The following is a 21,446-nucleotide window of genomic DNA, read 5'->3' as shown; positions in this document are numbered from 1 at the left end:
TCTGTCAGCCGCGTGGCTTGCGGCCCTTGGTGGCCGATTTTCCGGCTCGCCCCTTGCCCGTGTCACGCTTGGCCCCGGGTGCGCCCTGAAGTCGATCCCTGTCCTTGCGCGAGCGCACATCGACGCCCTTGGCCGGCCCGCGCGCTGGTGCGGCCTCCCAGAGACGGGCATCCTCCGACCGAGAGCGCCTGGAGGTATCACGCGCCTTGGACGGCAGGTTCAACCCCTTGTCCGCCACCTCGTCAACGAGGCGGAAATCGATCCTGCGTCCATCGAGATCGACGCGGCTGACCTGCACGCGCACGCGTGCCCCTATGGTGAAGCGAATGCCGGTGCGCTCGCCGCGCAGCTCCTGACGCGCCTCGTCAAACTTGAAGTATTCACCGCCCAGTTCCGTGATGTGCACCAGCCCCTCGACGTACAGGGAGTCCAGGGTGACAAATACGCCGAAGCTGGTGACGGCCGTGACCATGCCGGCGTATTCCTCGCCCAGATGCTCACGCATGTATTGGCATTTGAGCCAGGCCTCGACGTCCCGGCTGGCCTCGTCGGCCCGGCGCTCGTTTGCGCTGCAGTGCAGGCCTGCCGCCTCCCAGGCCTGGGTTTCGCGCACGCTGATCCCCGTCTTGTCCGTTCGGATGACGGGCTCGGCGACCTTGGAGGCCAGTCGCCGGGCCAGCTTGAACTGCGCCTCACCGGGTGTCGGCAATGCCGGCAGGGCGTACTTGGTGCCCGCCAGTATCGACTTGATGACCCGGTGCACGAGCAGGTCGGGATAGCGGCGTATCGGGCTCGTGAAATGGGTGTAGGCCTCGAACGCCAGACCGAAATGGCCGCTGTTGACGGGCGTGTAGATCGCCTGCTGCATGGAGCGCAGCAGCATGGAGTGAATCTGCTGCGCGTCCGGTCTGTCCTTGGTCGCGTCGGCGATGACCTGAAGCTCCCGAGGCTCGGGTTCGTCCGAGATCGTCTGCGCCACCCCCATGGCCTTGAGATAGCCGCGCAGGATATCGAGCTTCTCCGGCGTGGGCCCCTCATGCACACGATAGAGCGCGGGCCGCTTGGCCTGCTGCACGAATTCGGCACTGCACACGTTGGCGGCCAGCATGGCCTCCTCGATCAGCCTGTGGGCCTCTGTCCGCACACGGGGGACAATCTTCTCTATTCGGCCGTTGTCGTCGCAGATGATCTGCGTTTCGGTGGTCTCGAAGTCGACCGCCCCGCGTGCCTGCCTGGCCGCCAGCAGCGCACGGTATACGCCATGGAGGTTCAACAGATCACCCACGCGGTCCTGGTATCTGGCCGCCTCGGGGCCGCGCGTGTTGACGAGTATGGCCGACACCTCGTTGTATGTCAGTCGCGCATGGCTGAGCATGACGGCCGGGTAGAACTGATAGGCGTGCAGTTCCCCCTTGGCAGTGACCAGCATGTCGCAGACCATGCACAGCCGCTCCACATGGGGATTGAGCGAGCACAGTCCGTTGGAGAGCTTTTCCGGCAGCATGGGGATGACCCGGCGCGGAAAGTACACGCTGGTGGCACGGTCGTAGGCGTCGACGTCGATGGCGTTCCCGTTCTCCACGTAGTGGCTGACATCGGCAATCGCCACCAGCAGGCGCCAACCCTTGCTGCGCCCCACCTTTGCAGGCTCGCAATACACGGCGTCGTCGAAGTCGCGCGCGTCCTCGCCATCGATGGTGACGAACGGAACATCGGTGAGATCCACGCGCCGCCGCTTGTCCTGCGCCCGGACAGAGTCCGGCAACGCCTTGGCCTGTGCCAGGCAGGCATCGGAGAACTCATGCGGCACACCGTATTTGCGCACCGCGATCTCGACCTCCATGCCCGGGTCGTCGACCTCGCCCAGCACCTCGACCACCCGCCCAACGGGCTGGCCAAACAATGCCGGCGGCTCCGTGAGCTCGACCACGACCACCTGTCCCGTGGCGGCCGTGCCGGTCGCCCCCTTGGGGATCAGCACATCCTGGCCGTAGCGCTTGTCCTCGGGTGCCACCAACCACACACCGCTTTCCTGGAGCAGCCGGCCGATGATGGGTTGCCGGGGCCGCTCGATGATCTCGAGCACGCGCCCCTCGGGCCTTCCTCGCCTGTCCTGACGCACGATGCGCACGCGCACACGATCCTTGTGCAGCACGGCGCGCATTTCGTTGGGAGGGATGTAGATGTCGGGCTCGCCATCGTCGCGAGTGACAAATCCATGTCCATCACGATGGCCCTGCACGGTGCCTTCAATTTCATCCGAAGAAAATTGCCCGACCGAATGGCCGACATGTTTTTTTTTGCTATACAATCTATTTCTTTCCTGAAATGCCCAGGTGGCGGAATTGGTAGACGCACTAGTTTCAGGTACTAGCGCTGAGAGGCGTGGAGGTTCGAGTCCTCTCCTGGGCACCAAGTTTAACGAGATCCCACAGGGGTTTTGAGACACAAAGACCGCTTTCTACGAAAGCGGTCTTTTGTTTTTTTGCACCCCGCAAAGCCCCGGCAAGGGCATGCATGATGCCCCTGCGGGAGCCCGATTTCACTCGCCCAGGTAGGCCGCCCGCACCCGCGGATCGGACAGCAGCTCCTGCCCCGCACCCGTCATGGTGATCAGACCCGACTCCATCACATAGCCGCGATCGGCAATGGCGAGAGCACGGCTGGCGTTCTGTTCCACGAGCACGATGGTCACGCCCAGTGCATAGACATCGCGCACCACCTCGAAGATCTTGTCCACCATGATGGGCGACAGCCCCATGGAGGGCTCGTCGAGCAGCAACACCTTGGGCTGGCTCATGAGCGCACGGCCCATGGCCAGCATCTGCTGCTCGCCGCCACTCATGGTGCCGGCCAGCTGGTCCTTGCGTTCGCGCAGACGCGGGAAGATGGTGAACATCTTCTCCACGTCGGCGGCAATGCCGGCCTTGTCGCTGCGCGTGTAGGCGCCCATGAGCAGGTTCTCGGTGATGGTCATGCGCGCAAACACGCCGCGCCCCTCGGGCACCATCACCAGACCATCCTTGACCAGATCCCAGGCTCCGCGGCCCTTGATGCTGCGGCCCAGATACTCGATGTTGCCATCGCTGAGCGCAAGGCCGCCGGTGATGGCCTTCATGGTCGTGGTCTTGCCGGCGCCGTTGGAGCCGATCAGGGTCACGAGCTCGCCCTCGCGCACCTCCATGTCTATGCCCTTGACGGCCTGGATGCCGCCATAGGCGACCTTGAGCCCCTTGACCTGCAGCAGTACTTGCTTGGATTGTTCGGCCATTTTTTCTCTGTCCTTCAGTGCCCGCCGGTACCCAGGTAGGCCTCTATCACTTTGTCGTTCTTCTGCACCTCGGCCGGCGTGCCCTCGGCAATCGGCTTGCCGTAGTCGAGCACCGTGACGCGATCGCACAGCCCCATGATGAGCTTGACGTCGTGCTCGATGATGAGGATGGTGCGGTTGTCGCGCCGGATGCGGTCGATGAGCTCGCGCAGCTGCAGCTTCTCGGTGGCGTTCATGCCGGCGGCGGGCTCGTCGAGCGCAATCAGCTGTGGATCGGTGGCCAGGGCCCGGGCAATCTCCAGGCGACGCTGGTCGCCGTAGGACAGCGTGCGCGCCTTGAAGTCCGCGTACTTGCCCACGCCCACATAGTCCAGCAGCTCCTGTGCCCGGCGGCGGATTGCCGCCTCCTCGTCCCGAAAGCCCTTGGTGCGAAAGACCGCACCGAACAACCCGGAGCGTGTGCGGATATGCCGTCCGACCATCACGTTCTCCAGCGCCGTCATCTCGGCAAACAGGCGTATGTTCTGAAAGGTGCGCGCAATGCCCGCCTGCGCCACCTTGTGCACCGCTGTAGGCTCGTAAGGCTTGCCCGCCAGCTCGAATGTGCCCGCATCGGGCGTGTACAGGCCTGTGATGACGTTGAAGAACGTCGTCTTGCCCGCCCCATTGGGCCCGATCAGGCCGTAGACCTGTCCGCGCTCTATGGTGAGCCCCACGTCCGACAGCGCCTGCAGGCCGCCGAAACGCTTGGAGATGCCTGCGACCTTAAGCACCACTTCCTTCGATGTATCTGCCATGTTCTTGCTCTGCCGGTGGTGTCAGGACTTCTGGGTCAGGCTCTTGCCATGCTCGGGCGATGGCCACAGGCCACGCGGGCGCATCAGCATGATGATGATCATGGCCAGCGCAATCAGCAGCTGGCGCAGGATGGAGGCGTCCAGGCGCCCATCGGTCATGCTCTGCAGCGGGCCCGCCACGTAGCGCAGCACCTCAGGCAGCGCCGACAGCAACACGGCGCCCAGGATCACCCCCGGAATGTGGCCCAGGCCGCCGAGCACGACCATGGCGACAATCATCACCGACTCCATCAGGCTGAAGGACTCGGGCGAGACAAAGCCCTGGAAGGCCGCGAACATGGCACCCGAGACGCCGCCGAACGACGCGCCCATACCAAAGGCCAGCAGCTTCATGTTGCGCGTGTTGATGCCCATGGCCTTGGCGGCGATCTCATCCTCGCGGATGGCCATCCAAGCGCGGCCTATGCGCGAATCCTGCAGGCGGTAGCAGATCACGATGGTGATCAAGACCAGCACCAGGAACAGGTAGTAGTAGAGAGTGACGGAGTTGATGTCGTAGCCGAACAGCTCCAGCCTGCGCGCCAGGTCCAGCCCGAAGATCTTCACGGAGTCGATCTGCCCCAGCCCCTTGGGGCCGTTGGTGATGTTGACCGGGTGGTCCAGGTTGTTCATGAAGATGCGGATGATCTCGCCAAAGCCCAGCGTGACGATGGCCAGGTAGTCACCGCGCAGCTTGAGCACCGGGATGCCGAGCAGCACCCCTGTGACCGCCGCCAGCAGCAGCGCCAGCGGTATCACCATCCACAGCGACAGATGCAGCCCGTCGGGAAAATGCGCCGCAAACCAGGCGAAGTTGTCCGTCAGATGGGGGGACGCCAGCAGGCCGAACATGTAGGCCCCCACGGCATAGAAGGCGACATAGCCCAGGTCCAGCAGGCCCGCGTAGCCCACCACGATGTTCAGGCCCAGGGCCAGCATCACGTACAGCAGCGCCAGGTCGGCAATGCGCACCCAGGCGTTGCCGAAGGACTGCAGCACCAGCGGCAGCACCAGCAGCGCGATGCCGCCGAGGATCCATTGGATCTTGTTGTTTTTCATGCTGAGCCTCCCTTACGCGCGATCGGCCACGCGCTCGCCCAGCAGGCCCGAGGGACGCAGCGTGAGCACGATGATGAGCACGATGAAGGCGAAGATGTCGGTGTAGTGGCTGCCCAGCACGCCCCCCGTGAGCGTGCCGATGTAGCCCGAGCCGATGGCCTCGATCAGACCCAGCAGGATGCCCCCGACCACGGCACCCGCCAGGTTGCCGATGCCGCCGAACACCGCCGCCGTGAAGGCCTTGAGCCCCGGCAGAAAGCCCATGGTGTGCTGGGCCGTGCCATAGTTGGCGGCCCACATGATGCCGGCAATCGCCGCCAGCACCGCGCCGATGATGAAGGTGGCGGAGATCACCATGTCGGGCTTGACGCCCATGAGCGCAGCCACGCGCGGGTTCTCGGCCGTGGCGCGCATGGCGCGGCCCAGGCGCGTATAGCCCACGAGGTACACCATGGAGGCCAGCGCCAGCACCGTCACGGCCAGGATCAGCACCTGGGTCACCGTGATCACCGCCCCGCCCACCTGAATCGGCACCGAGGGCAGCAGCGTGGGGTACGGCTTGTAGTTGGGCTTCCAGATGATCATGGCCAGCGTCTGCAGCAGGATGGACATGCCGATGGCCGTGATCAGGGGCGCCAGGCGCGGGCTGTTGCGCAGGCGCTTGTAGGCCACCTTCTCGATCGTGAAGTTGAGCGTTGCCGCCACCACGCACGCAATCAGCGTGGCCAGCAGCAGAATCAGCCAGCCGGGCGCGTTCGGCATGGCGCCCTGCATCAGGCCGATGCAGCTCCAGCTGGTCAGCGCGCCGACCATGAGCACTTCCCCGTGGGCAAAGTTGATGAGCTGGATGATGCCGTACACCATGGTGTAGCCCAGGGCTATCAAGGCGTACATGCTGCCGAGAACCAGACCGTTGATGATCTGCTGCAGCAAGATGTCCATAAAAGAGTCCTTCGTGTCGACCGGATCGTCAGCAGGCGTGCACGATGGCTACGGCCTTGTGGGCCCGCCTGCCTTCTGCCGTCATTACCAAAAAACCCGCGAGTCCAAAGCCTGCGCGGGTTCGTGGTGGAAATTTTGTCACGGGAGTGGAGCGATCCCGAGCTGGCAAGGGGCGGGTTTTCCCTTGTATCGCCCCCCAACCCGCCGTCCCTCGCTATTGCCGCCCCGGGTCGGTCGCCGCGGCGTTGCGCGCGCGCAGCTCTTCGAGCTTCTGGCCAATCTTGATCTCCAGCCCCCGCGGCACCGGCGCGTAGAAGCCCGGCGGCTCCATGTCCTCGGGCAGGTAACTCTCGCCGGCGGCAAAGCCATCCTCCTCGTCATGGGCGTAGCGGTAGCCCTTGCCGTAGTCGAGCTCCTTCATGAGCCGGGTCGGCGCGTTGCGCAGATGCATGGGCACGGGGCGTGTTCCATCCTGCTTCACGAAGGCGCGCGCCTTGTTGTAGGCCATGTAGCCCGCATTGCTCTTGGGCGCCACGGCAAGGTAGATCACGGCCTGGGCCAGGGCCAGCTCGCCCTCGGGGCTGCCCAGGCGCTCGTAGGTCTGCGCTGCCTCATTGGCGATCTGCATGGCGCGCGGGTCGGCCAAGCCTATGTCCTCCCAGGCCATGCGGATGATGCGCCGCGCCATGTAGCGCGGGTCGGCCCCGCCGTCGAGCATGCGCACCAGCCAGTACAGCGCCGCGTCCGGGTCGCTGCCACGCACCGACTTGTGCAGCGCGCTGATGGTGTCGTAGAACTGCTCGCCCCCCTTGTCGTAGCGGCGCATCTGCTGGCCCAGGACCTGGAGCAGCCAGGCATCGGTGATGCTCTGCACCTGGGCCTGCGCGGCCGTGATGGCCAGCGTCTCCAGCGTGTTGAGCAGGCGCCGGGCGTCGCCGTCGGCGTAGGCGATCAGGCGCTCCAACGCTTCATTTTCAATAGCTGGAAGCGCTTGCAGGGATTGGGCCTTGGCCACAATTTGCTTCAACTCGTCACCGGACAGGGGTTGCAGCACATAGACCGTGGCGCGCGACAGCAGGGCCGAATTGACCTCGAACGAGGGGTTTTCGGTGGTCGCACCCACGAAGGTGAACAGCCCGCTTTCCACATGCGGCAGAAACGCATCCTGCTGGCTCTTGTTGAAGCGGTGCACCTCGTCGACGAAGACGATGGTGCGCTGCCCCATGAGCCCGTCGCGCGCGCTCTCGGCCTGGACCACGGCATCGCGGATGTCCTTGACGCCTCCGAGCACGGCGCTGATGGCGATGAACTGCGCATCGAACGCCTGCGCCATCAGGCGCGCTATCGTCGTCTTGCCCACACCGGGTGGCCCCCAGAAGATGCACGAATGGGGTCGCCCGGACTCGAACGCCAGGCGCAGCGGCTTGCCGGGCCCGAGGATGTGCTGCTGGCCAATCACCTCGGAGAGCTGGCGCGGGCGCAGCCGCTCGGCCAGCGGCTGGTGGGAGGAAGGGCTTGTCGTCATCGAGCCGCGATCGTAGCGCCTGCGCCCGCCGCCCATCCCATGCGCGCACCAGGCAGACCGTGGATTTCTATGATGGCACCATGCCCCGCCCGCCATCGCCTCACCCACGCGTACCCAGCAGCCAGCCCCTGGAGCAGCTGCTCACGCGGGTGCGCGCATGCCGCATCTGCGCCGCCCACCTGCCGCTCGGGCCACGCCCGGTGCTGCAGGCCGCAGGCGGCGCACGCATTCTTCTGGCCAGCCAGGCACCGGGGCGCAAGGTGCACGACAGCGGCATTCCCTTCAACGACGCCAGTGGGGCACGCCTGCGCGACTGGCTGGGCGTGACGCCCGCGCAGTTCTACGACCCCGATCTGTTCGCCATCCTGCCCATGGGCTTTTGCTATCCGGGCAAGGGCCCGTCCGGCGACCTGCCGCCGCGCCCCGAATGCGCGCCCGCCTGGCGCGCGCCGCTGCTCGCGCGCCTGCCGCGCATCGAGCTGACCCTGGTCATCGGCCAGTACGCGCTGGCCTGGCACATGCCCGACGGTCCGCGTGCGCTCACGCGCGCCGTGCGGGATTGGCAGCGCCACTGGCCCCACGTCATCGCCCTGCCCCACCCCAGTCCGCGCAACAACGGCTGGCTCAGTCACAACCCGTGGTTCGAGGCAGAACTGCTGCCGCTGCTGCGCAGTCGCGTGGCCCAGGTGCTCGCATCGACAGCACCTAGCAGCGACGATCATTGAGGTAAATCAATACAAGTTTGGATTGCACGCCTCCGCGGCAGCTCGACCCCAACGGCGGCCATATCGCAAGTACGCGTCAGACAAGCATTTTTTCATCACCGCCGCCCCACACCGCAGGTCAATCCAGGGTTTTCCCCAGGCCGACCCCAAAACGGAAAATTGACATAGTTCAATTCACATCCCAGCGCGATAGTCAAGATTTAAGGCCGCCACAAGGCCCGACAAGGAGACGACTATGAGCCACCGTGACGACGAGAACGAAGAAGTTCCGCTCATACAGCGCTTGCTGGACAGCCCGTTCCTGCTGCTGTTTCTGGGGGTGATGATTCCCATGGTTCTCTACAACCTCTGGGGCATCATCGACATTCTCCTGATCCCGCTGTCCAAGTGAGAGGAGCACCCCATGAGCGCGATACTCCCCCCCGCAGAGCGGCTCTGGTGGAAGCACCCGCTGGACCGCGTCGAAGGTCTGTGGATCTTCATCTCCTTCGTCTGGTGCATGGTCATGTTCGCCATGATGGTCGGCTGGCACATCTACGGCAAACAGAACCTGGCCACCGAGACCTACAAGACCACGCCCGAGAAGTTCTCCGCGCTGGCCCAGGCCGCCGTCGACAAGTGGACGGTGCGCACCGAGACCGAGCAGAACATTCCCGTGGTGGCGCCGCCCGAGGGCGCGGATGTCTACCTGATCGGCCGACTGTGGAACTGGTGGCCCATCATCGAGCTGGAGAAGGGCAAGACCTACAAGCTGCACCTGACCTCCATGGACTACAACCATGGCTTCTCGCTGCAGCCGACCAACATCAATATCCAGGTCGTGCCGGGCTACGAGCATGTGATCAAGGTCACACCCAACGAGTCCGGCACATTTTCCGTCGTGTGCAACGAGTACTGCGGCATTGGTCACCACGAGATGGTGGGCCGCATCTACGTGAAGTGAGCGGAGGTGCGACATGACTACGACTTACCGTACCTGCCCGCGCACGGGCCTGCAGTTCGAGGCACATGCCGAGAAGCTCATGATCGCCAACGCCTTCATGGCCGTGGTCGCCCTGCTCGTGGGCGGGCTGCTGGCCATTGGCGTGGTGCTGACGCGCTGGCCCGCCGTGCACTGGCTGCCCGCAGACACCTTCTACATGGTGCTCACGGCCCACGGCATCGACATGCTGATTTTCTGGATCATCTTCTTCGAGGTTGCCGTCCTGTACTTCGCCTCGTCCACGCTGTTGCGCTGTCGCATTGCCACGCCAAAACTTGCCTGGCTGGGCTTTGTGCTCATGCTCGTCGGCGCGGTGTGGAACAACATCAGCGTGTTCCAGGGCGAATCGAGCGTGATGATGACCTCCTACGTGCCCATGATGGCGCATTGGTCGTTCTATCTGAGCCTGATCCTGTTCGCCGTCGGCGCGCTCATTGCCTGCGGGGTGTTCTTCGGCACGCTGGCCGTGGCCCGGCGCGACAAGACCTATGAGGGCTCGGTGCCGCTGGTCACGTTCGGCGCCACGACGGCGGCCATCATCGCCGTGTTCACGATCCTGTCGGGTGCAGGCATCCTGGTGCCGACCTTCTTCGTGTCCGTGGGGCTGCTCGAAAGCGTGGACCCGCTGATCTACCGCGTGGTCTGGTGGGCCTTCGGCCACTCGTCGCAGCAGATCAACGTCGCGGCACATATCTCCATCTGGTATGCCGTGGCCGCCATCGCGTTTGGCGCCAAGCCCATGTCCGAGCGCGTCAGCCGTGGCGCCTTCCTGCTGTACATCCTGTTCCTGCAGCTGGCCAGCGCACACCACATCCTGGCCGATCCCGGCGTCAGCACCGAATGGAAGGTGGTCAACACCAGCTACTTCATGTATTTCGCCGTGCTCGGCTCCATGATCCACGCCCTGTCCATCCCCGGCGCCATGGAGGTCGCGCAGCGCGCCCGTGGCTACAACAAGGGGCTGTTCGAATGGCTGCGCAAGGCGCCCTGGGGCAATCCCACGTTCTCGGGTGTGTTCATCGCGCTCGTGGGCTTTGGCTTCCTCGGCGGCACCACGGGCGTGATGATGGGCACGGAGCAGCTCAACCTGCTGATCCACAACACCATCTACGTGCCCGGGCACTTCCACGCCACCGTGGTCGTGGGGACGACGCTGACCTTCATGGCGCTGACCTACTTCCTGATCCCGTCGCTGTTCCGGCGCGAGATGATCGCGCCCGGCCTGGCGCGGCTGCAGCCCTACCTGTTCGGCTTCTCGATGTATTTCTTCTGCCTCGTGATGATGGGTGCGGGCACGCTGGGCGTCTCGCGCAGGCACTGGGACATGGCCTTCAGCGGCAATGCCCTGGCCTACGAATGGCCCGGGGCAGCCTATCTGATGATGGGCATGGTCGGCGTCGGCGGCGTGGCCGCCATCGCAGGCGGCGCGATCTACATCTATGTGACCGTGGGTTCGCTGCTCTGGGGCAAGCGCCTGGACGCCGGCGCCACCAGTGCGAGTTTCACGCGCCTGTCGCGTGCCGCGCCCACCGCTGCCGCGCAGACCTATGGTTCCGCCGGATTCGTGGCGCCCGGCACCTTTGTGCTGGCCATGTTCTTCCTCGTGACCTTCGTGCTGTACTACTTCGTGAACTGGAAGTACCTTGGCCAACTGTGGGGCCTGAGCTGAAGCGGAGCACGGCCATGCACACCACCATGCTCAAACCCGCCGGGCGCAGTGCGGCGCAGGTGGCACGCGACGTGATCTCGCTGTTCAAGCTGCGCATCGGCGTGCTGATCATGATCACCGCCCTTGTCGGCATGGCCGTGACGCCGGGGCCCGCGCCCAGCGTCGCGCAGGCGCTGGTGCTGGCGCTGTCGGTGCTGGTCGCGTCTGCCGCCGCAGGCGCGTTCAACCAGTATGTGGAGCATGAGACCGACCGCCTGATGAAGCGCACCAGCCGGCGCGCCTTCGTCACCGGCGCCCTGCCGCACCATCCGGCCTGGCTGGTGATGATGGCCGTGCTGCTGGCCGTGGCCGTGGCCGCGGCCTGGTGGGTGCTCAATGCCGTGGCGGCCTTGCATGTGTTCCTCGGGGCGTTCTTCTATGGTGTGGTCTACACGCTGTGGCTCAAGCGCCGCACGGCCATGAACATCGTCATCGGCGGCCTGGCCGGCAGCTTTGCCGTGCTCGCCGGCGCTGCCGCCGTGGACCCGTCCCTGGGCCCCCTGCCCTGGCTGTTGGCGCTGGTGCTGTTTCTCTGGACACCGCCGCATTTCTGGAGCCTGGCAATTGCCAACAGGGCCGACTACGCCCAGGCTGGCGTGCCCATGCTGCCCGTGGTCGTGGGCACCGAGCGCGCGGCGCGCATCGTCTTCCTGAGCACCCTGGCCCTGTTCCTCGCGTCGCTGGCGCCGCTGGCCTTTGGCGCCGGGCCGCTCTATGGCGTGGGTGCGCTGCTCGGCGGCCTGCACTTCGTGCGCAAGTCCTGGCAACTGGCGCGCAGGCCTGAGCGCAGCACGGCCATGGGCTCGTTCTTTGCCTCGCTGGTGCAGCTCAGCCTGCTGCTGCTGGCCGCCAGCATGGACGCGCTGCTGCGCTGACGTGGAGCATGCACCATGACCCGCGCCCCGCGCCCCTTCTGCCGACTGGCCGCCGCCAGCGCAGTCGCCTGGGGGCTGGCCATGGTGGCGATGGTGGCGCCGCCAGCCATGGCCGCATCCCCGGCCACGGCGGACCTGGGGCTCGACCGTGAGGCCGCCCTGCGTGCCAGCCAGGAGGCCGTGGGCCGCACCATAGGCGAGCATGTGCTGCTCGACCGCGAGGGCCGGCCCGTGTCGCTCGCATCCTTCCGCGGCAAGCCACTGCTGGTGAGCTTCATCTACACCGGGTGCTTTCAGGTCTGTCCGACCACCACGCGCTCGCTGCAGGAGACGGTCGAAGGCCTGCAGAAGAGCGTGGGACCGCAGCAATTCAACGTGGTCAGCATAGGTTTCAACCAGCCCGCCGACTCGCCGCAGGCGCTCAAGGCCTTTGCCACGCAGTTCGGCATACGCCAGCCCAACTGGGAATTCCTCAGCCCGCCGGCGGCCATCGTGCCGGCACTGGCGCGGGATTTCGGCTTCGTGTTCCAGCCCTCCCCGGCGGGGTTCGATCATGTGCTGCAGGTATCGATACTCGACGCGCGCGGGCGCATCGTGCGCCAGGTCTACGGCGAGGGCCTGGTGCCCGCCGAGCTCGGCGAGCCGCTGAAGATGCTGCTCGCGGGCCAACCCGTCGAAAACAACACACTCATGGATCAGCTCCTGGACAGGGTGCGTATCCTCTGCACCGTGTACGACCCAAAGACCGGTGCCTACAAGGTGGACTACACGCTGCCCCTGCAGATTGCCGGCGGCATCACGTTCTTCATCGTGATGCTGGTGTTCTTCATCAACGAATGGCGCTCCAGCCGGAAATTGGCTCGCAACCAGGGAGTGCGCAACGCCTGAGAGGCAACGCACCAGAGCCATGCCGTCGCCCGCATCCACCCTGCCCCTGGGCGGTCTCGCGCCGCCGGAGCCAGCCCCAGCGCCCCTGCCCCTGCCCCGGCTCGCCCGCGCCTATCGCCGGCTCGAGCATGGGCTGGACACCGCCCTGGGCGCGCGCGCCAACCCGCTCAAGCACCTGGGCGCGCTCGGCTTCATGCTGCTGTGGCTGCTGGTGGCCAGCGGCAGCGTGCTGTACATCGTGCTCGACACCTCGGCCGCTGGGGCCTATGGGTCCATCGACTCGCTGGCCGATGTGCCCTGGATGCTGGGCACCATGCTGCGCGGGCTGCACCGCTATGGCGCGGATGCCTTCGTGCTCGTCATGGCCGTGCACATCCTGCGCGAATGGCTGCTCGGGCGCTACCGACATTGGCGCCGGGCCATCTGGTGGACGGGCGTGCCCCTGGTCGGGCTGGCCTTCGTGAGCGCGATAGGCGGCTTCTGGCTCAACTGGGATCGCCTGGGCCAGTACTCGGTCGTGGCCACGGCCGAGTGGCTTGATGCCCTGCCCTTTCTGGGCGCCCCCCTGGCACGCAATTTTCTGGGCGACGTGAGCCTGAGCGACCGGCTCTTCACGCTGTTCATCTTCATCCACATCGGCATGCCGCTGCTCATGGTGTTCGGACTGTGGTTCCACATACAGCGCATCAATCTGGCCAAGGTGTTTCCACCGCGCCCGCTGGCGTGGGCCGTCCTGTGCATGCTGCTGGCGCTGTCCTGGGCCCTTCCCGTGCTCAGTCAGGGGCCTGCGGACCTGCGCAGCCAGCCCACGGCGCTGGCGCTCGACTGGTGGCTGCTCTTCATCCACCCGGTCATGGACGCGACCTCGCCGGCCTTCGCCTGGGGCCTGGTGCTGCTGGCCTTTGTCCTGCTGGTCGCGCCGCCGCTGTGGCCGGCCCCGGCCCGGGAGCCCGTGGCTTTGGTCTATCCACAGCATTGCAGCGGCTGCGCGCGCTGCTTTGACGACTGTCCCTACGCCGCCATCACCATGGTGGCGCACACCAACGGCAAGCCCGGCATGCGCCTGGCCGAGGTGAACGCCGACCTGTGCGCCAGCTGCGGCATCTGCGCGGGTGCCTGCCCTTCGTCCACGCCATTTCGCAGCACCGAGCAACTGGTCACGGGCATTGACATGCCGCAGTGGCCCGTGCACGCGCTGCGCACGCGGCTCGTGCAGGGTTTGCAGGCCATGCCGGGGCCGCAGCGCCTGGTGGTCTTCGGCTGTGCCCAGGGCGCGCGCATGGCGGTGCAGGCGAGCGACGTACTGCACCTGCCGCTCGCCTGCGCCGGGGCGCTGCCGCCTGCGTTCATCGAGTACGCCTTGCGCCATGGCGCCGATGGCGTGCTCATCCACGGCTGCCGCGAGGGCGGATGCGAGTTTCGCCTGGGCCAGCGCTGGACGGCCGAGCGCCTGACGGGCGCGCGCGAGCCCCACCTGCGCCGCTCGGTCCCGCAGGGCCGCTGGCAGGTGGCCTGGACCGACGCCGGCGATGAGCGCCGGCTGGCGGCCGCAGTGCAGGCGCTGCGCCAGAGCTGCCCCGCCGGCGCGCACCCTGCTTACGAGGAGAGCCCCCCATGAACCCAGCCCTCAACTGGCTAGGCCAGGCAGTTCTGTACGGCGGCTTTGCCGTGGCGCTGGGCGTGTTCTCGCGCTGGCCCGTGTACCACCCGGTTCCCGAAGGCATGGCGCAGATCAAGGTCAGCTTTGCCCACCACGGCGCGCGCCTGGCGCCCTGCCGCCCGTACACGCCCGAGGAGCAGGCCAAGCTGCCGCCCAACATGCGCAAGGCAGAGAAATGCGAGCGCGAGCGCTCGCCCGTCTCCATCGAGGTGGACATCGACGGCAAGACCGTGCTCGCACGCACCTCCCCGCCGTCGGGCCTGTCGCGCGACGGTGCATCCACCTTGTACCAGCGCATGAACGTGCCGGCGGGGCAGCATCAGATCGCGGTGCGCTTCAAGGACGACCAGAAGGCCGAGGGCTACACATCTGAGCTCAAGGAAACCATCACGCTGCAGCCGGCCCAGGTGCTGGTGATCGACTACAGCCCCGACAAGGGAGGCATTGTTCTGCAATGAGCATCCACATTCCCCTGTTTCCCAATGGCTCTCCCGAGCATGCGGCGACTGGTGATGGCCCCGCCACCAGCCCCTCCACCAGTCCCGTAACCGGCGCGGCCACGAGCTACCAGCTCAGCCTGCCGGGCGACGCCCGCCTGGCGCTGGCACGCGGTTGGCTCTGGCTCGGGCTGGCGGCCCTGATCGCCTCGGGCCTGTTCTCGGTGCTGCTCGTCGCCTCTCGCACGCCCTATGTCAATCAGTGGCTGCCCACGGCCAACTTCTTTCACATCGCCCTGGTGCTGCATGTGGATCTGTCGGTGCTGGTGTGGTTCGTCGCCATGGCCGGGCTGCTGTGGAGCCTGCATGGCAGCGCCCGCGCCACCGGTCTGGGCTGGCTTGCATGGTGGCTCACGGGAGGCGGCACGCTGGCCATGGCGCTGGCGCCGTTCGCAGACCCGGGCGAGCCCATCATGGCCAACTACGTCCCAGTGCTCGAATCGGGCCTGTTTCTCACGGGCCTCTCGGTGTTCGGCCTGGGCGCAGGGCTGCTGGTGCTGCGCAGCCTCAGGGCCGCCCCCGTCCTGGGCCTGCCGCTGCGCGGGCCCGGGGTGCTGAGCTTCGGTCTGACGGCCGCGGCCGTGGCAGGCGCCGTGGCCCTGCTGTGCTTTGCCTGGTCCTGGGCCGTGCTGCCCACGAGCCTGCACGGCAAGGCCTATTACGAGGTGCTGTTCTGGGGTGGAGGCCACGCGCTGCAGTTCACCTGGACACTGCTCATGCTGGTGGCCTGGCTGTGGCTGGCCAGCGCCTGCGGGGCGCGCATATTGCTCAGCCCGCGCGTCACCCTGCTGCTGCTGCTGGTGGGGCTGGCGGGCGTCTTCGTCACGCCCGTGGCCTATCTGGCGCACGAGGTGACATCGGTCGAGCACCGCGACCTGCTGACCTGGGCCATGCGCCTGGGCGGCGGCCCGGCCATCGTGCCCGTGGCCCTGGCCGCCGTGCTCGGCGTGCTGGCGCAGCGCCCTGACGACGCGCGCCTGCGCCCGCTGCGCGCGGCGCTGCTGTCCTCGGTGCTGCTGTTTGGCGCGGGCGGCCTGATAGGCATCTTCATCCACGGCAGCAACGTGCGCATTCCGGCGCATTACCACGGCGCCATCGTCGGCGTGACGCTGGCGCTCATGGGCGTGGTCTACCGCATCCTGCCGGCGCTCGGTTACCAGGCGCCCCAGGATCGCCTGGCCGCATGGCAGCCATGGGCCTATGGCCTGGGCCAGCTCATGCACATCATCGGCCTGGTCTGGTCCGGCGGCTACGGCGTGCAGCGCAAGGTGGCCGGCAGCGACCAGGTGCTGCGCAGCACGGCCGAGGTCGCGGGCATGGGGCTGATGGGCCTGGGCGGTCTCATCGCCATCATTGGTGGGCTGCTGTTCATCGTCGTTGTGCTGCGCGCCATGCGCCCGTCCGGCACCAGGTCCACCTGAGGGAGGCAAGCCATGATCAAGAAGCTACAGGACCTGTTGCAGTGGCTTTTCCTGCGTGTGGAGGGGCTGTTCAACGCGGCCTTCGGCGACCGCATCAACCCCTTCTATCACCTCGGCGCCATCACCTTCTTCCTGTTCTGGGTCGTGGGTGCGAGCGGCCTGTACCTGTATGTGTTCTTCGAGACCGGGGTGGACGAGGCCTATGCCTCGGTGGTCACGCTCACCACCCGGCAATGGTGGCTCGGCGGCATCATGCGCAGCGTGCACCGCTACGCATCGGACGCCATGGTGCTGACCATGGTGCTGCACATGCTGCGCTACTTTGCCTTCAACCTGTTCCACGGCTTTCGCTGGTTCTCGTGGATCACCGGCGTGATGCTGATCTGGATGGTCTACGCCGCAGGCATCAACGGCTACATGCTGCCCTGGGATCAGCTGGCGCAGTTCATCACGGTGACCAGCTTCGAATGGCTCGACTGGTTGCCCATCTTCAACGGCAGCCTGATGCGCAACTTCCTGTACTCCGACCATGTGGGCGCGCGCTTCTTCACGCTGTTGTCCTTCATGCATCTGGGGGTGCCGCTGGTGCTGCTGATGCTGATGTGGATCCATGTGCAGCGCGTGCCCAAGGCTCGCACCGCGCCACCCGGCCCCATCGTCTGGGGGCTGCTGGCCACCTTGGTCGTGCTGTCGCTGGTGGCGCCGGTGCACAGCCAGGGCGGGCAGACCGACCTGGCCCGCGCCGCCACGCAGATCGAGCTGGACTGGTTCTACATGGCCATCTTTCCGCTGCTCACCGAATGGCCGCTGGGCCGCGTGTGGGCGCTGGTGATCGGCGTGACCGTGGTGATCGCCCTGCTGCCCTGGTGGCCGCCACAGTTCCGGCGCGGCGAAAAGCGCGTGCATCGCGTGCAGATCCACGGCGAACAGGGGGCGCTGAGCACCATCACCGTGCGCCAGGACGAGACCATTCTCGACGCCGGCCTGCGCCAGAACCTGGCCCTGGCCTACGAGTGCCGCAATGGCGCCTGTGGCCTGTGCGTCTGCTCCATCGAGCAGGGCCAGTACCGGCATCGCCCCTACCAGAAGACGGCCCTGTCCGATGCCGACAGGGAGCGTGGCAAGGCCCTGATGTGCTGCGCCGTGCCGCAGGAGGACATGGCCATCGACGTCGCCGGATTCACCGGGGCCGCGGCGCAGACGCGCGAGGTCTTTCACGCCACGGTGGCGCAGCTCGAACGCCTGAGCCCCGACGTGATGCGTGTGGAGCTGCAGTTGCCCGCGGGCCAGGTGCTGCAGTACGCGGCGGGCCAGTACATCAACATCCTGCTCGAGGACGGACAGCGCCGCGCGTTCTCCTTCGCCAACCGGCCGGGCGCGAGCAACCTGATCGAGCTGCATGTGCGCCTGGTGCCCGGTGGGCGCTGGACCACCCATGTGTTCGAGCAGATGAAGCCCGGCGAGCATGTGCGCTTCGAGGGGCCGCTCGGCCAGTTCACGCTGCGCGAGAGCCCGCACCCGATTCTGTTCATCGCCGGCGCGACGGGCTTTGCGCCCATCAAGAGCATCGTCGAGGACGCGTTCGCGCGCGGCGTGCAACGGCCCATGCGGCTGTACTGGGGCGTGCGCCGCCCGCAGGACCTGTACATGCTGGCGCAGTGCGAGGCATGGCAGAGCGAGCACCCCAACTTCACCGTGGTGCCCGTGGTGTCCGAGCCTCTGCCCGAGGATGGCTGGAGCGGCCGCACGGGCCTGGTGCACGAGGCCATGCTGGCCGACTTCCCCAGCCTGAGCGGCAACGAGGTCTACCTCTGCGGGTCGGTGCGCATGGTGGAGACCGCCGTGCCCGCCTTCATCGCCCATGGCCTGGACGAGAGCTTCTGCTTCTCCGACGCCTTCGTCATGGCCGCACCCGCGGCCCAGGCGGCGCCCTCGGCGGGCAGCGGCGCCGCTACTGCCTGAGCACATCCGCCCCCGCGGGCGGCTTGAACTGAAAGCTGCCCGCGGGCAGCTGCGGGTTGAGCTGCATGCCCGTGAAGCGGATGAGCGAACGCTGGCCAAAGCTGTCCAGAATGTCGAGCGCGGCCAGCCGATCGCCCTCCAGGCCCACGCGCACGCTCTTGAGCTGGCCGCCCTGGGCCTTTGGTGTCGCCAGCACCCACTGCAGGCCATCCTGATCGGGGGCGGATTCGAGCTGGTAGTCGGCGCGCAGCGCCGCCAGGTCGGGGGCCGACGCCAGCAGCGCCGCGGGCGTGCTGCCCAGCGCCTGGGCCTGGGCGCGCTCGGTCACCTGGTTCAGGTCCACGTCATAAAGCCACAGGGTCTTGCCATCGGCGACGATGGTCTGCGCAAACGGCTTGGTGTAGACGAACTTGAAGCGCCCGGGGCGCTGGAACTCGAAGCTGCCGCTCGACACCTTGGGGCGCTGCGCCTGACCGTCCTTCGGGGGGGCCGTCACGGTCTGGGTGAAATCGGCCCGGCCACTGTGGGCCGATCTCATGAAGTTTTCAAGGCTTTTCAGGCCGTCAGCGCTTACCCACTGGGCGCTGACAGCTATCAATATTGCAGTAATCGATCGTTTCATGCACTGCTCTCCTACTCCGCGCGCGCGGGCACCAGCACCTCGCGCTGGCCGCTGGCCGTCAGGGCGCTGACCAGGCCGGCCTTCTCCATGTCCTCGAGCAGCCGCGCCGACCGGTTGTAGCCAATGCGCAGCTTGCGCTGCACGTAGGAGATGCTGGCCTTGCGGTCCTTGAGCACCACCTCCACGGCCTGGTCGTACATCGGGTCCTTCTCGCCGTCGCCGCCCTCGCTGTCGCCGAAGCCAAAGCCGCTGTCCTCACCGTCCGCAGAGCCGCCCTCGAGTACACCTTCGATGTAATCGGGCTCGCCTTGTTCCTTGAGGTAGCTCACGACGCGGTGCACCTCGTCGTCGGAGACGAAGGCGCCATGCACGCGAATCGGCATGCCCGTGCCGCTGGCCATGTAAAGCATGTCGCCCATGCCCAACAGGGCCTCGGCCCCCATCTGGTCGAGGATGGTGCGGCTGTCGATCTTGCTGCCCACCGAGAACGCGATGCGCGTGGGGATGTTGGCCTTGATCAGGCCTGTGATCACGTCGACGCTCGGGCGCTGCGTGGCCAGGATCAGGTGGATGCCCGCGGCGCGCGCCTTCTGCGCCAGGCGCGCGATCAGTTCCTCGATCTTCTTGCCCACGACCATCATCAGGTCGGCCAGCTCGTCGATGACGACCACGATGTGCGGCAGGCGCTCGAGCGGCTCGGGCGCCTCGGGCGTCAGGCTGAAGGGGTTGGGGATGGACTCCTCGCGCGCCTTGGCGTCGTCTATCTTGGCGTTGTAGCCGGCCAGGTTGCGCACGCCGAGCTTGCTCATGAGCTTGTAGCGCCGCTCCATCTCGCCCACGCACCAGTTCAGGCCATGGGCGGCCTGCTTCATGTCGGTGACCACGGGGCACAACAGATGCGGAATGCCCTCGTAGACCGACATTTCCAGCATCTTCGGGTCGATCATCATCAGGCGCACGTCGCGCGCCTCGGCCTTGTAGAGCAGCGACAGAATCATCGCGTTGATGCCCACGGACTTGCCCGAGCCCGTGGTGCCGGCGACGAGCACATGGGGCATCTTGGCCAGGTCGGCCACCACGGGCGCGCCCACGATGTCCTTGCCCAGGCCCATGGTCAAGAGGCTCTTGGCGTCGTGATAGACCTGCGAGCCCAGAATCTCCGACAGGCGGATCATCTGGCGCTTGGCGTTGGGCAGCTCCAGCGCCATGTAGTTCTTGCCCGGAATGGTCTCGATCACGCGGATGGACACGAGAGACAGCGAGCGCGCCAGGTCCTTGGCCAGGTTCACGATCTGCGAGCCCTTGACGCCCGTGGCCGGCTCGATCTCGTAGCGCGTGATCACCGGGCCGGGGCTGGCCGCCACCACCGTGACCTCCACGCCGAAGTCCTTGAGCTTTTTCTCGATCAGGCGGCTCGTCATCTCCAGCGTCTCGGGCGACACCGTTTCCTGGCGCGCCTGGGCCGGGTCGAGCAGATCCACCTGCGGCAGCGGGCTGTCGGGCATGTCGCTGAACAAGGGCTTTTGCCGCTCCTTGACCACGCGCGTGCTCTGGGGTGGGTCGACGAGCACGGGCTCGACGATCTGCACCGGCTGCGGGTGGTGCGCCGCGATCTCGTGGCGCTCCTCCTGCACCACCTCCTCGCGCTCGCGCGCGGCGCGCTTGCCCACGGCCACATCCTTGGCCTTCTCGCGCTGCGCGCGGCCGGTCTGCACCAGCGCGTCGATGCGCGCACCCAGGCGTTCGGCCAGCTGCCCCCAGGAGAAGCGGAACACCAGCGCCAGACCCAGCACCACCAGAATCACGCCGGCCAGGCCCGAGCCCGTAAAGCCCAGCCATTTCACGGCCGCCGGCCCCGTCACATAGCCCAACATGCCGCCGGCATGGCCCGGCAACAGCCCTTCCAAGCGATACAGACGTGACCATTCGAGCGCCGTGCTCGCCAGCATCAGCAGCACCAGCCCGCCCCAGAACAGGGCCAACCTGCCCCAGGCGCCAAACCTGGAAGCGCCGGCATCACCCCCGCGCATCCAGCGCGCCAGCGACGACAGCCAGGCACGTATGCCCGCGGCCACGCACCACCAGACGGACAGGCCGAACATGAAGTAGCTGCCATCGGCCAGCCAGGCGCCAAGGCGCCCCACCCAGTTGGCCAGCGGCCGCCCGCCACCGGCGCCGGAGGTGGACCAGGCCGCATCCTGCGGCGAATAGCTCACCATGGCGAGCAACCAGAAAACCAGGGCCAGCAGGCCCAGAATGAGGCCGATTTCGTGACCCAGGCGCGCCGCTGCCGAACGCGGCCCGGATTTGCCCGCCGCCGAGGCATTCAATGTATTCAGTGAATAGGTCAAGAGATCGCGAACCGGTTGGGAAAACAGCCGTGAAGCTTACCCCATGAGGGGGACTGCCAGTCCCTTGCCAGGGGGCTGCAGCCGCCATGCACGTAGCCGCCCGACGTTATTCGTGGATTCAT

The 21,446-nt window shown here is 66.5% G+C and carries 18 protein-coding genes and 1 tRNA gene; 11 read left to right on the top strand and 8 right to left on the bottom strand.

Going from position 1 to position 21,446, the window contains the following annotated elements; all coding sequences use genetic code 11:
- Positions 1-4: 4 nt before the first annotated feature.
- Positions 5-2,311, bottom strand: coding sequence for a ribonuclease R (gene rnr / locus ABUE11_RS05535; protein WP_367068051.1), 2,307 nt, complete (start codon positions 2,309-2,311; stop codon positions 5-7).
- A 19-nt stretch (positions 2,312-2,330) separates the two neighbouring features.
- On the opposite strand from rnr, the gene ABUE11_RS05530 reads away from it, so the two are divergent.
- Positions 2,331-2,415, top strand: a tRNA-Leu gene (locus ABUE11_RS05530).
- A 127-nt stretch (positions 2,416-2,542) separates the two neighbouring features.
- Here the strand turns inward: ABUE11_RS05530 and ABUE11_RS05525 are convergent.
- The 5 genes from ABUE11_RS05525 to ABUE11_RS05505 form a co-directional block, all read right to left on the bottom strand.
- Positions 2,543-3,271 (bottom strand): ABC transporter ATP-binding protein, encoded by a 729-nt coding sequence (locus ABUE11_RS05525; protein ID WP_367068050.1) that lies wholly within the window; start codon positions 3,269-3,271, stop codon positions 2,543-2,545.
- A 14-nt stretch (positions 3,272-3,285) separates the two neighbouring features.
- A complete protein-coding gene (locus ABUE11_RS05520) occupies positions 3,286-4,068 on the bottom strand; it encodes an ABC transporter ATP-binding protein (protein WP_367068049.1) in 783 nt (260 codons plus the stop codon).
- A gap of 21 nt (positions 4,069-4,089) precedes the next feature.
- Positions 4,090-5,166 (bottom strand): ABC transporter ATP-binding protein, encoded by a 1,077-nt coding sequence (locus tag ABUE11_RS05515; protein ID WP_367068047.1) that lies wholly within the window; start codon positions 5,164-5,166, stop codon positions 4,090-4,092.
- 12 nt (positions 5,167-5,178) lie between these two features.
- Positions 5,179-6,108, bottom strand: coding sequence for a branched-chain amino acid ABC transporter permease (locus ABUE11_RS05510; RefSeq protein WP_367068046.1), 930 nt, complete (start codon positions 6,106-6,108; stop codon positions 5,179-5,181).
- Between the two features lie 214 nt (positions 6,109-6,322).
- Positions 6,323-7,633, bottom strand: a complete 1,311-nt coding sequence (locus ABUE11_RS05505) for a replication-associated recombination protein A (RefSeq protein WP_367068045.1) — start codon at positions 7,631-7,633, stop codon at positions 6,323-6,325.
- Positions 7,634-7,713: 80 nt separating this feature from the next.
- Here ABUE11_RS05505 and ABUE11_RS05500 point away from each other — a divergent pair, with 80 nt between their 5' ends.
- The 10 genes from ABUE11_RS05500 to ABUE11_RS05455 all read left to right on the top strand — a co-directional run bounded on the left by ABUE11_RS05500 (position 7,714) and on the right by ABUE11_RS05455 (position 18,351).
- Positions 7,714-8,358, top strand: coding sequence for a uracil-DNA glycosylase family protein (locus ABUE11_RS05500; protein WP_367068044.1), 645 nt, complete (start codon positions 7,714-7,716; stop codon positions 8,356-8,358).
- A 235-nt stretch (positions 8,359-8,593) separates the two neighbouring features.
- On the top strand, positions 8,594-8,749 hold the full coding sequence (locus tag ABUE11_RS05495) for a hypothetical protein (protein WP_367068043.1): 156 nt from the start codon (positions 8,594-8,596) through the stop codon (positions 8,747-8,749).
- Between the two features lie 12 nt (positions 8,750-8,761).
- A complete protein-coding gene (locus ABUE11_RS05490) occupies positions 8,762-9,301 on the top strand; it encodes a cytochrome C oxidase subunit II (protein WP_367068042.1) in 540 nt (179 codons plus the stop codon).
- Between the two features lie 13 nt (positions 9,302-9,314).
- The gene (locus ABUE11_RS05485) at positions 9,315-11,009 is read left to right on the top strand and encodes a cbb3-type cytochrome c oxidase subunit I (protein WP_367068041.1); all 1,695 of its coding nucleotides are present in this window, start codon (positions 9,315-9,317) and stop codon (positions 11,007-11,009) included.
- A 14-nt stretch (positions 11,010-11,023) separates the two neighbouring features.
- Positions 11,024-11,923 (top strand): heme o synthase, encoded by a 900-nt coding sequence (cyoE, locus tag ABUE11_RS05480; protein WP_367068040.1) that lies wholly within the window; start codon positions 11,024-11,026, stop codon positions 11,921-11,923.
- Between the two features lie 15 nt (positions 11,924-11,938).
- On the top strand, positions 11,939-12,811 hold the full coding sequence (locus ABUE11_RS05475; protein WP_367068039.1) for an SCO family protein: 873 nt from the start codon (positions 11,939-11,941) through the stop codon (positions 12,809-12,811).
- 19 nt (positions 12,812-12,830) lie between these two features.
- Complete coding sequence (locus ABUE11_RS05470) at positions 12,831-14,429, top strand: hydrogenase iron-sulfur subunit (protein WP_367068038.1); 1,599 nt, start codon at positions 12,831-12,833, stop codon at positions 14,427-14,429.
- On the top strand, positions 14,426-14,929 hold the full coding sequence (locus ABUE11_RS05465) for a hypothetical protein (protein WP_367068037.1): 504 nt from the start codon (positions 14,426-14,428) through the stop codon (positions 14,927-14,929). Before ABUE11_RS05470 ends, ABUE11_RS05465 begins: the two co-directional genes overlap by 4 nt.
- Entirely contained in the window at positions 14,926-16,389 is a 1,464-nt protein-coding gene (locus ABUE11_RS05460) for a cbb3-type cytochrome c oxidase subunit I (RefSeq protein ID WP_367068036.1), read from the top strand. The genes ABUE11_RS05465 and ABUE11_RS05460 overlap by 4 nt, the downstream gene beginning before the upstream one ends.
- Before the next feature lie 12 nt (positions 16,390-16,401).
- Positions 16,402-18,351, top strand: a complete 1,950-nt coding sequence (locus tag ABUE11_RS05455) for an FAD-binding oxidoreductase (RefSeq protein ID WP_367068035.1) — start codon at positions 16,402-16,404, stop codon at positions 18,349-18,351.
- Here the strand turns inward: ABUE11_RS05455 and lolA are convergent.
- Together lolA and ABUE11_RS05445 are read right to left on the bottom strand one after the other, a co-directional pair.
- Entirely contained in the window at positions 18,341-18,973 is a 633-nt protein-coding gene (gene lolA, locus ABUE11_RS05450) for an outer membrane lipoprotein chaperone LolA (protein ID WP_367068034.1), read from the bottom strand. The genes ABUE11_RS05455 and lolA overlap by 11 nt on opposite strands.
- A gap of 11 nt (positions 18,974-18,984) precedes the next feature.
- The gene (locus tag ABUE11_RS05445; RefSeq protein WP_367068033.1) at positions 18,985-21,324 is read right to left on the bottom strand and encodes a DNA translocase FtsK 4TM domain-containing protein; all 2,340 of its coding nucleotides are present in this window, start codon (positions 21,322-21,324) and stop codon (positions 18,985-18,987) included.
- Positions 21,325-21,446: the final 122 nt, after the last annotated feature.

It is taken from the genome of Oryzisolibacter sp. LB2S (genome assembly GCF_040732315.1).
Lineage (GTDB): Bacteria > Pseudomonadota > Gammaproteobacteria > Burkholderiales > Burkholderiaceae_C > Alicycliphilus > Alicycliphilus soli.
The sequence above is the reverse complement of the archived record's forward strand: the minus strand, read 5'-3'. Positions and strand labels throughout refer to the sequence as shown.

Excerpts from the sequence above, each read along its gene's own strand:
- ABUE11_RS05475 (WP_367068039.1), top strand. The coding sequence starts at position 11,939 with ATGACCCGCGCCCCGCGCCCCTTCTGCCGACTGGCCGCCGCCAGCGCA.
- ABUE11_RS05485 (WP_367068041.1), top strand. The coding sequence starts at position 9,315 with ATGACTACGACTTACCGTACCTGCCCGCGCACGGGCCTGCAGTTCGAG.
- cyoE (WP_367068040.1), top strand. The coding sequence starts at position 11,024 with ATGCACACCACCATGCTCAAACCCGCCGGGCGCAGTGCGGCGCAGGTG.
- ABUE11_RS05500 (WP_367068044.1), top strand. The coding sequence starts at position 7,714 with ATGCCCCGCCCGCCATCGCCTCACCCACGCGTACCCAGCAGCCAGCCC.
- ABUE11_RS05490 (WP_367068042.1), top strand. The coding sequence starts at position 8,762 with ATGAGCGCGATACTCCCCCCCGCAGAGCGGCTCTGGTGGAAGCACCCG.
- ABUE11_RS05455 (WP_367068035.1), top strand. The coding sequence starts at position 16,402 with ATGATCAAGAAGCTACAGGACCTGTTGCAGTGGCTTTTCCTGCGTGTG.
- ABUE11_RS05460 (WP_367068036.1), top strand. The coding sequence starts at position 14,926 with ATGAGCATCCACATTCCCCTGTTTCCCAATGGCTCTCCCGAGCATGCG.
- ABUE11_RS05495 (WP_367068043.1), top strand. The coding sequence starts at position 8,594 with ATGAGCCACCGTGACGACGAGAACGAAGAAGTTCCGCTCATACAGCGC.
- ABUE11_RS05510 (WP_367068046.1), bottom strand. The coding sequence starts at position 6,108 with ATGGACATCTTGCTGCAGCAGATCATCAACGGTCTGGTTCTCGGCAGC.
- ABUE11_RS05515 (WP_367068047.1), bottom strand. The coding sequence starts at position 5,166 with ATGAAAAACAACAAGATCCAATGGATCCTCGGCGGCATCGCGCTGCTG.
- ABUE11_RS05520 (WP_367068049.1), bottom strand. The coding sequence starts at position 4,068 with ATGGCAGATACATCGAAGGAAGTGGTGCTTAAGGTCGCAGGCATCTCC.
- ABUE11_RS05525 (WP_367068050.1), bottom strand. The coding sequence starts at position 3,271 with ATGGCCGAACAATCCAAGCAAGTACTGCTGCAGGTCAAGGGGCTCAAG.
- ABUE11_RS05465 (WP_367068037.1), top strand. The coding sequence starts at position 14,426 with ATGAACCCAGCCCTCAACTGGCTAGGCCAGGCAGTTCTGTACGGCGGC.
- ABUE11_RS05505 (WP_367068045.1), bottom strand. The coding sequence starts at position 7,633 with ATGACGACAAGCCCTTCCTCCCACCAGCCGCTGGCCGAGCGGCTGCGC.
- lolA (WP_367068034.1), bottom strand. The coding sequence starts at position 18,973 with ATGAAACGATCGATTACTGCAATATTGATAGCTGTCAGCGCCCAGTGG.
- ABUE11_RS05470 (WP_367068038.1), top strand. The coding sequence starts at position 12,831 with ATGCCGTCGCCCGCATCCACCCTGCCCCTGGGCGGTCTCGCGCCGCCG.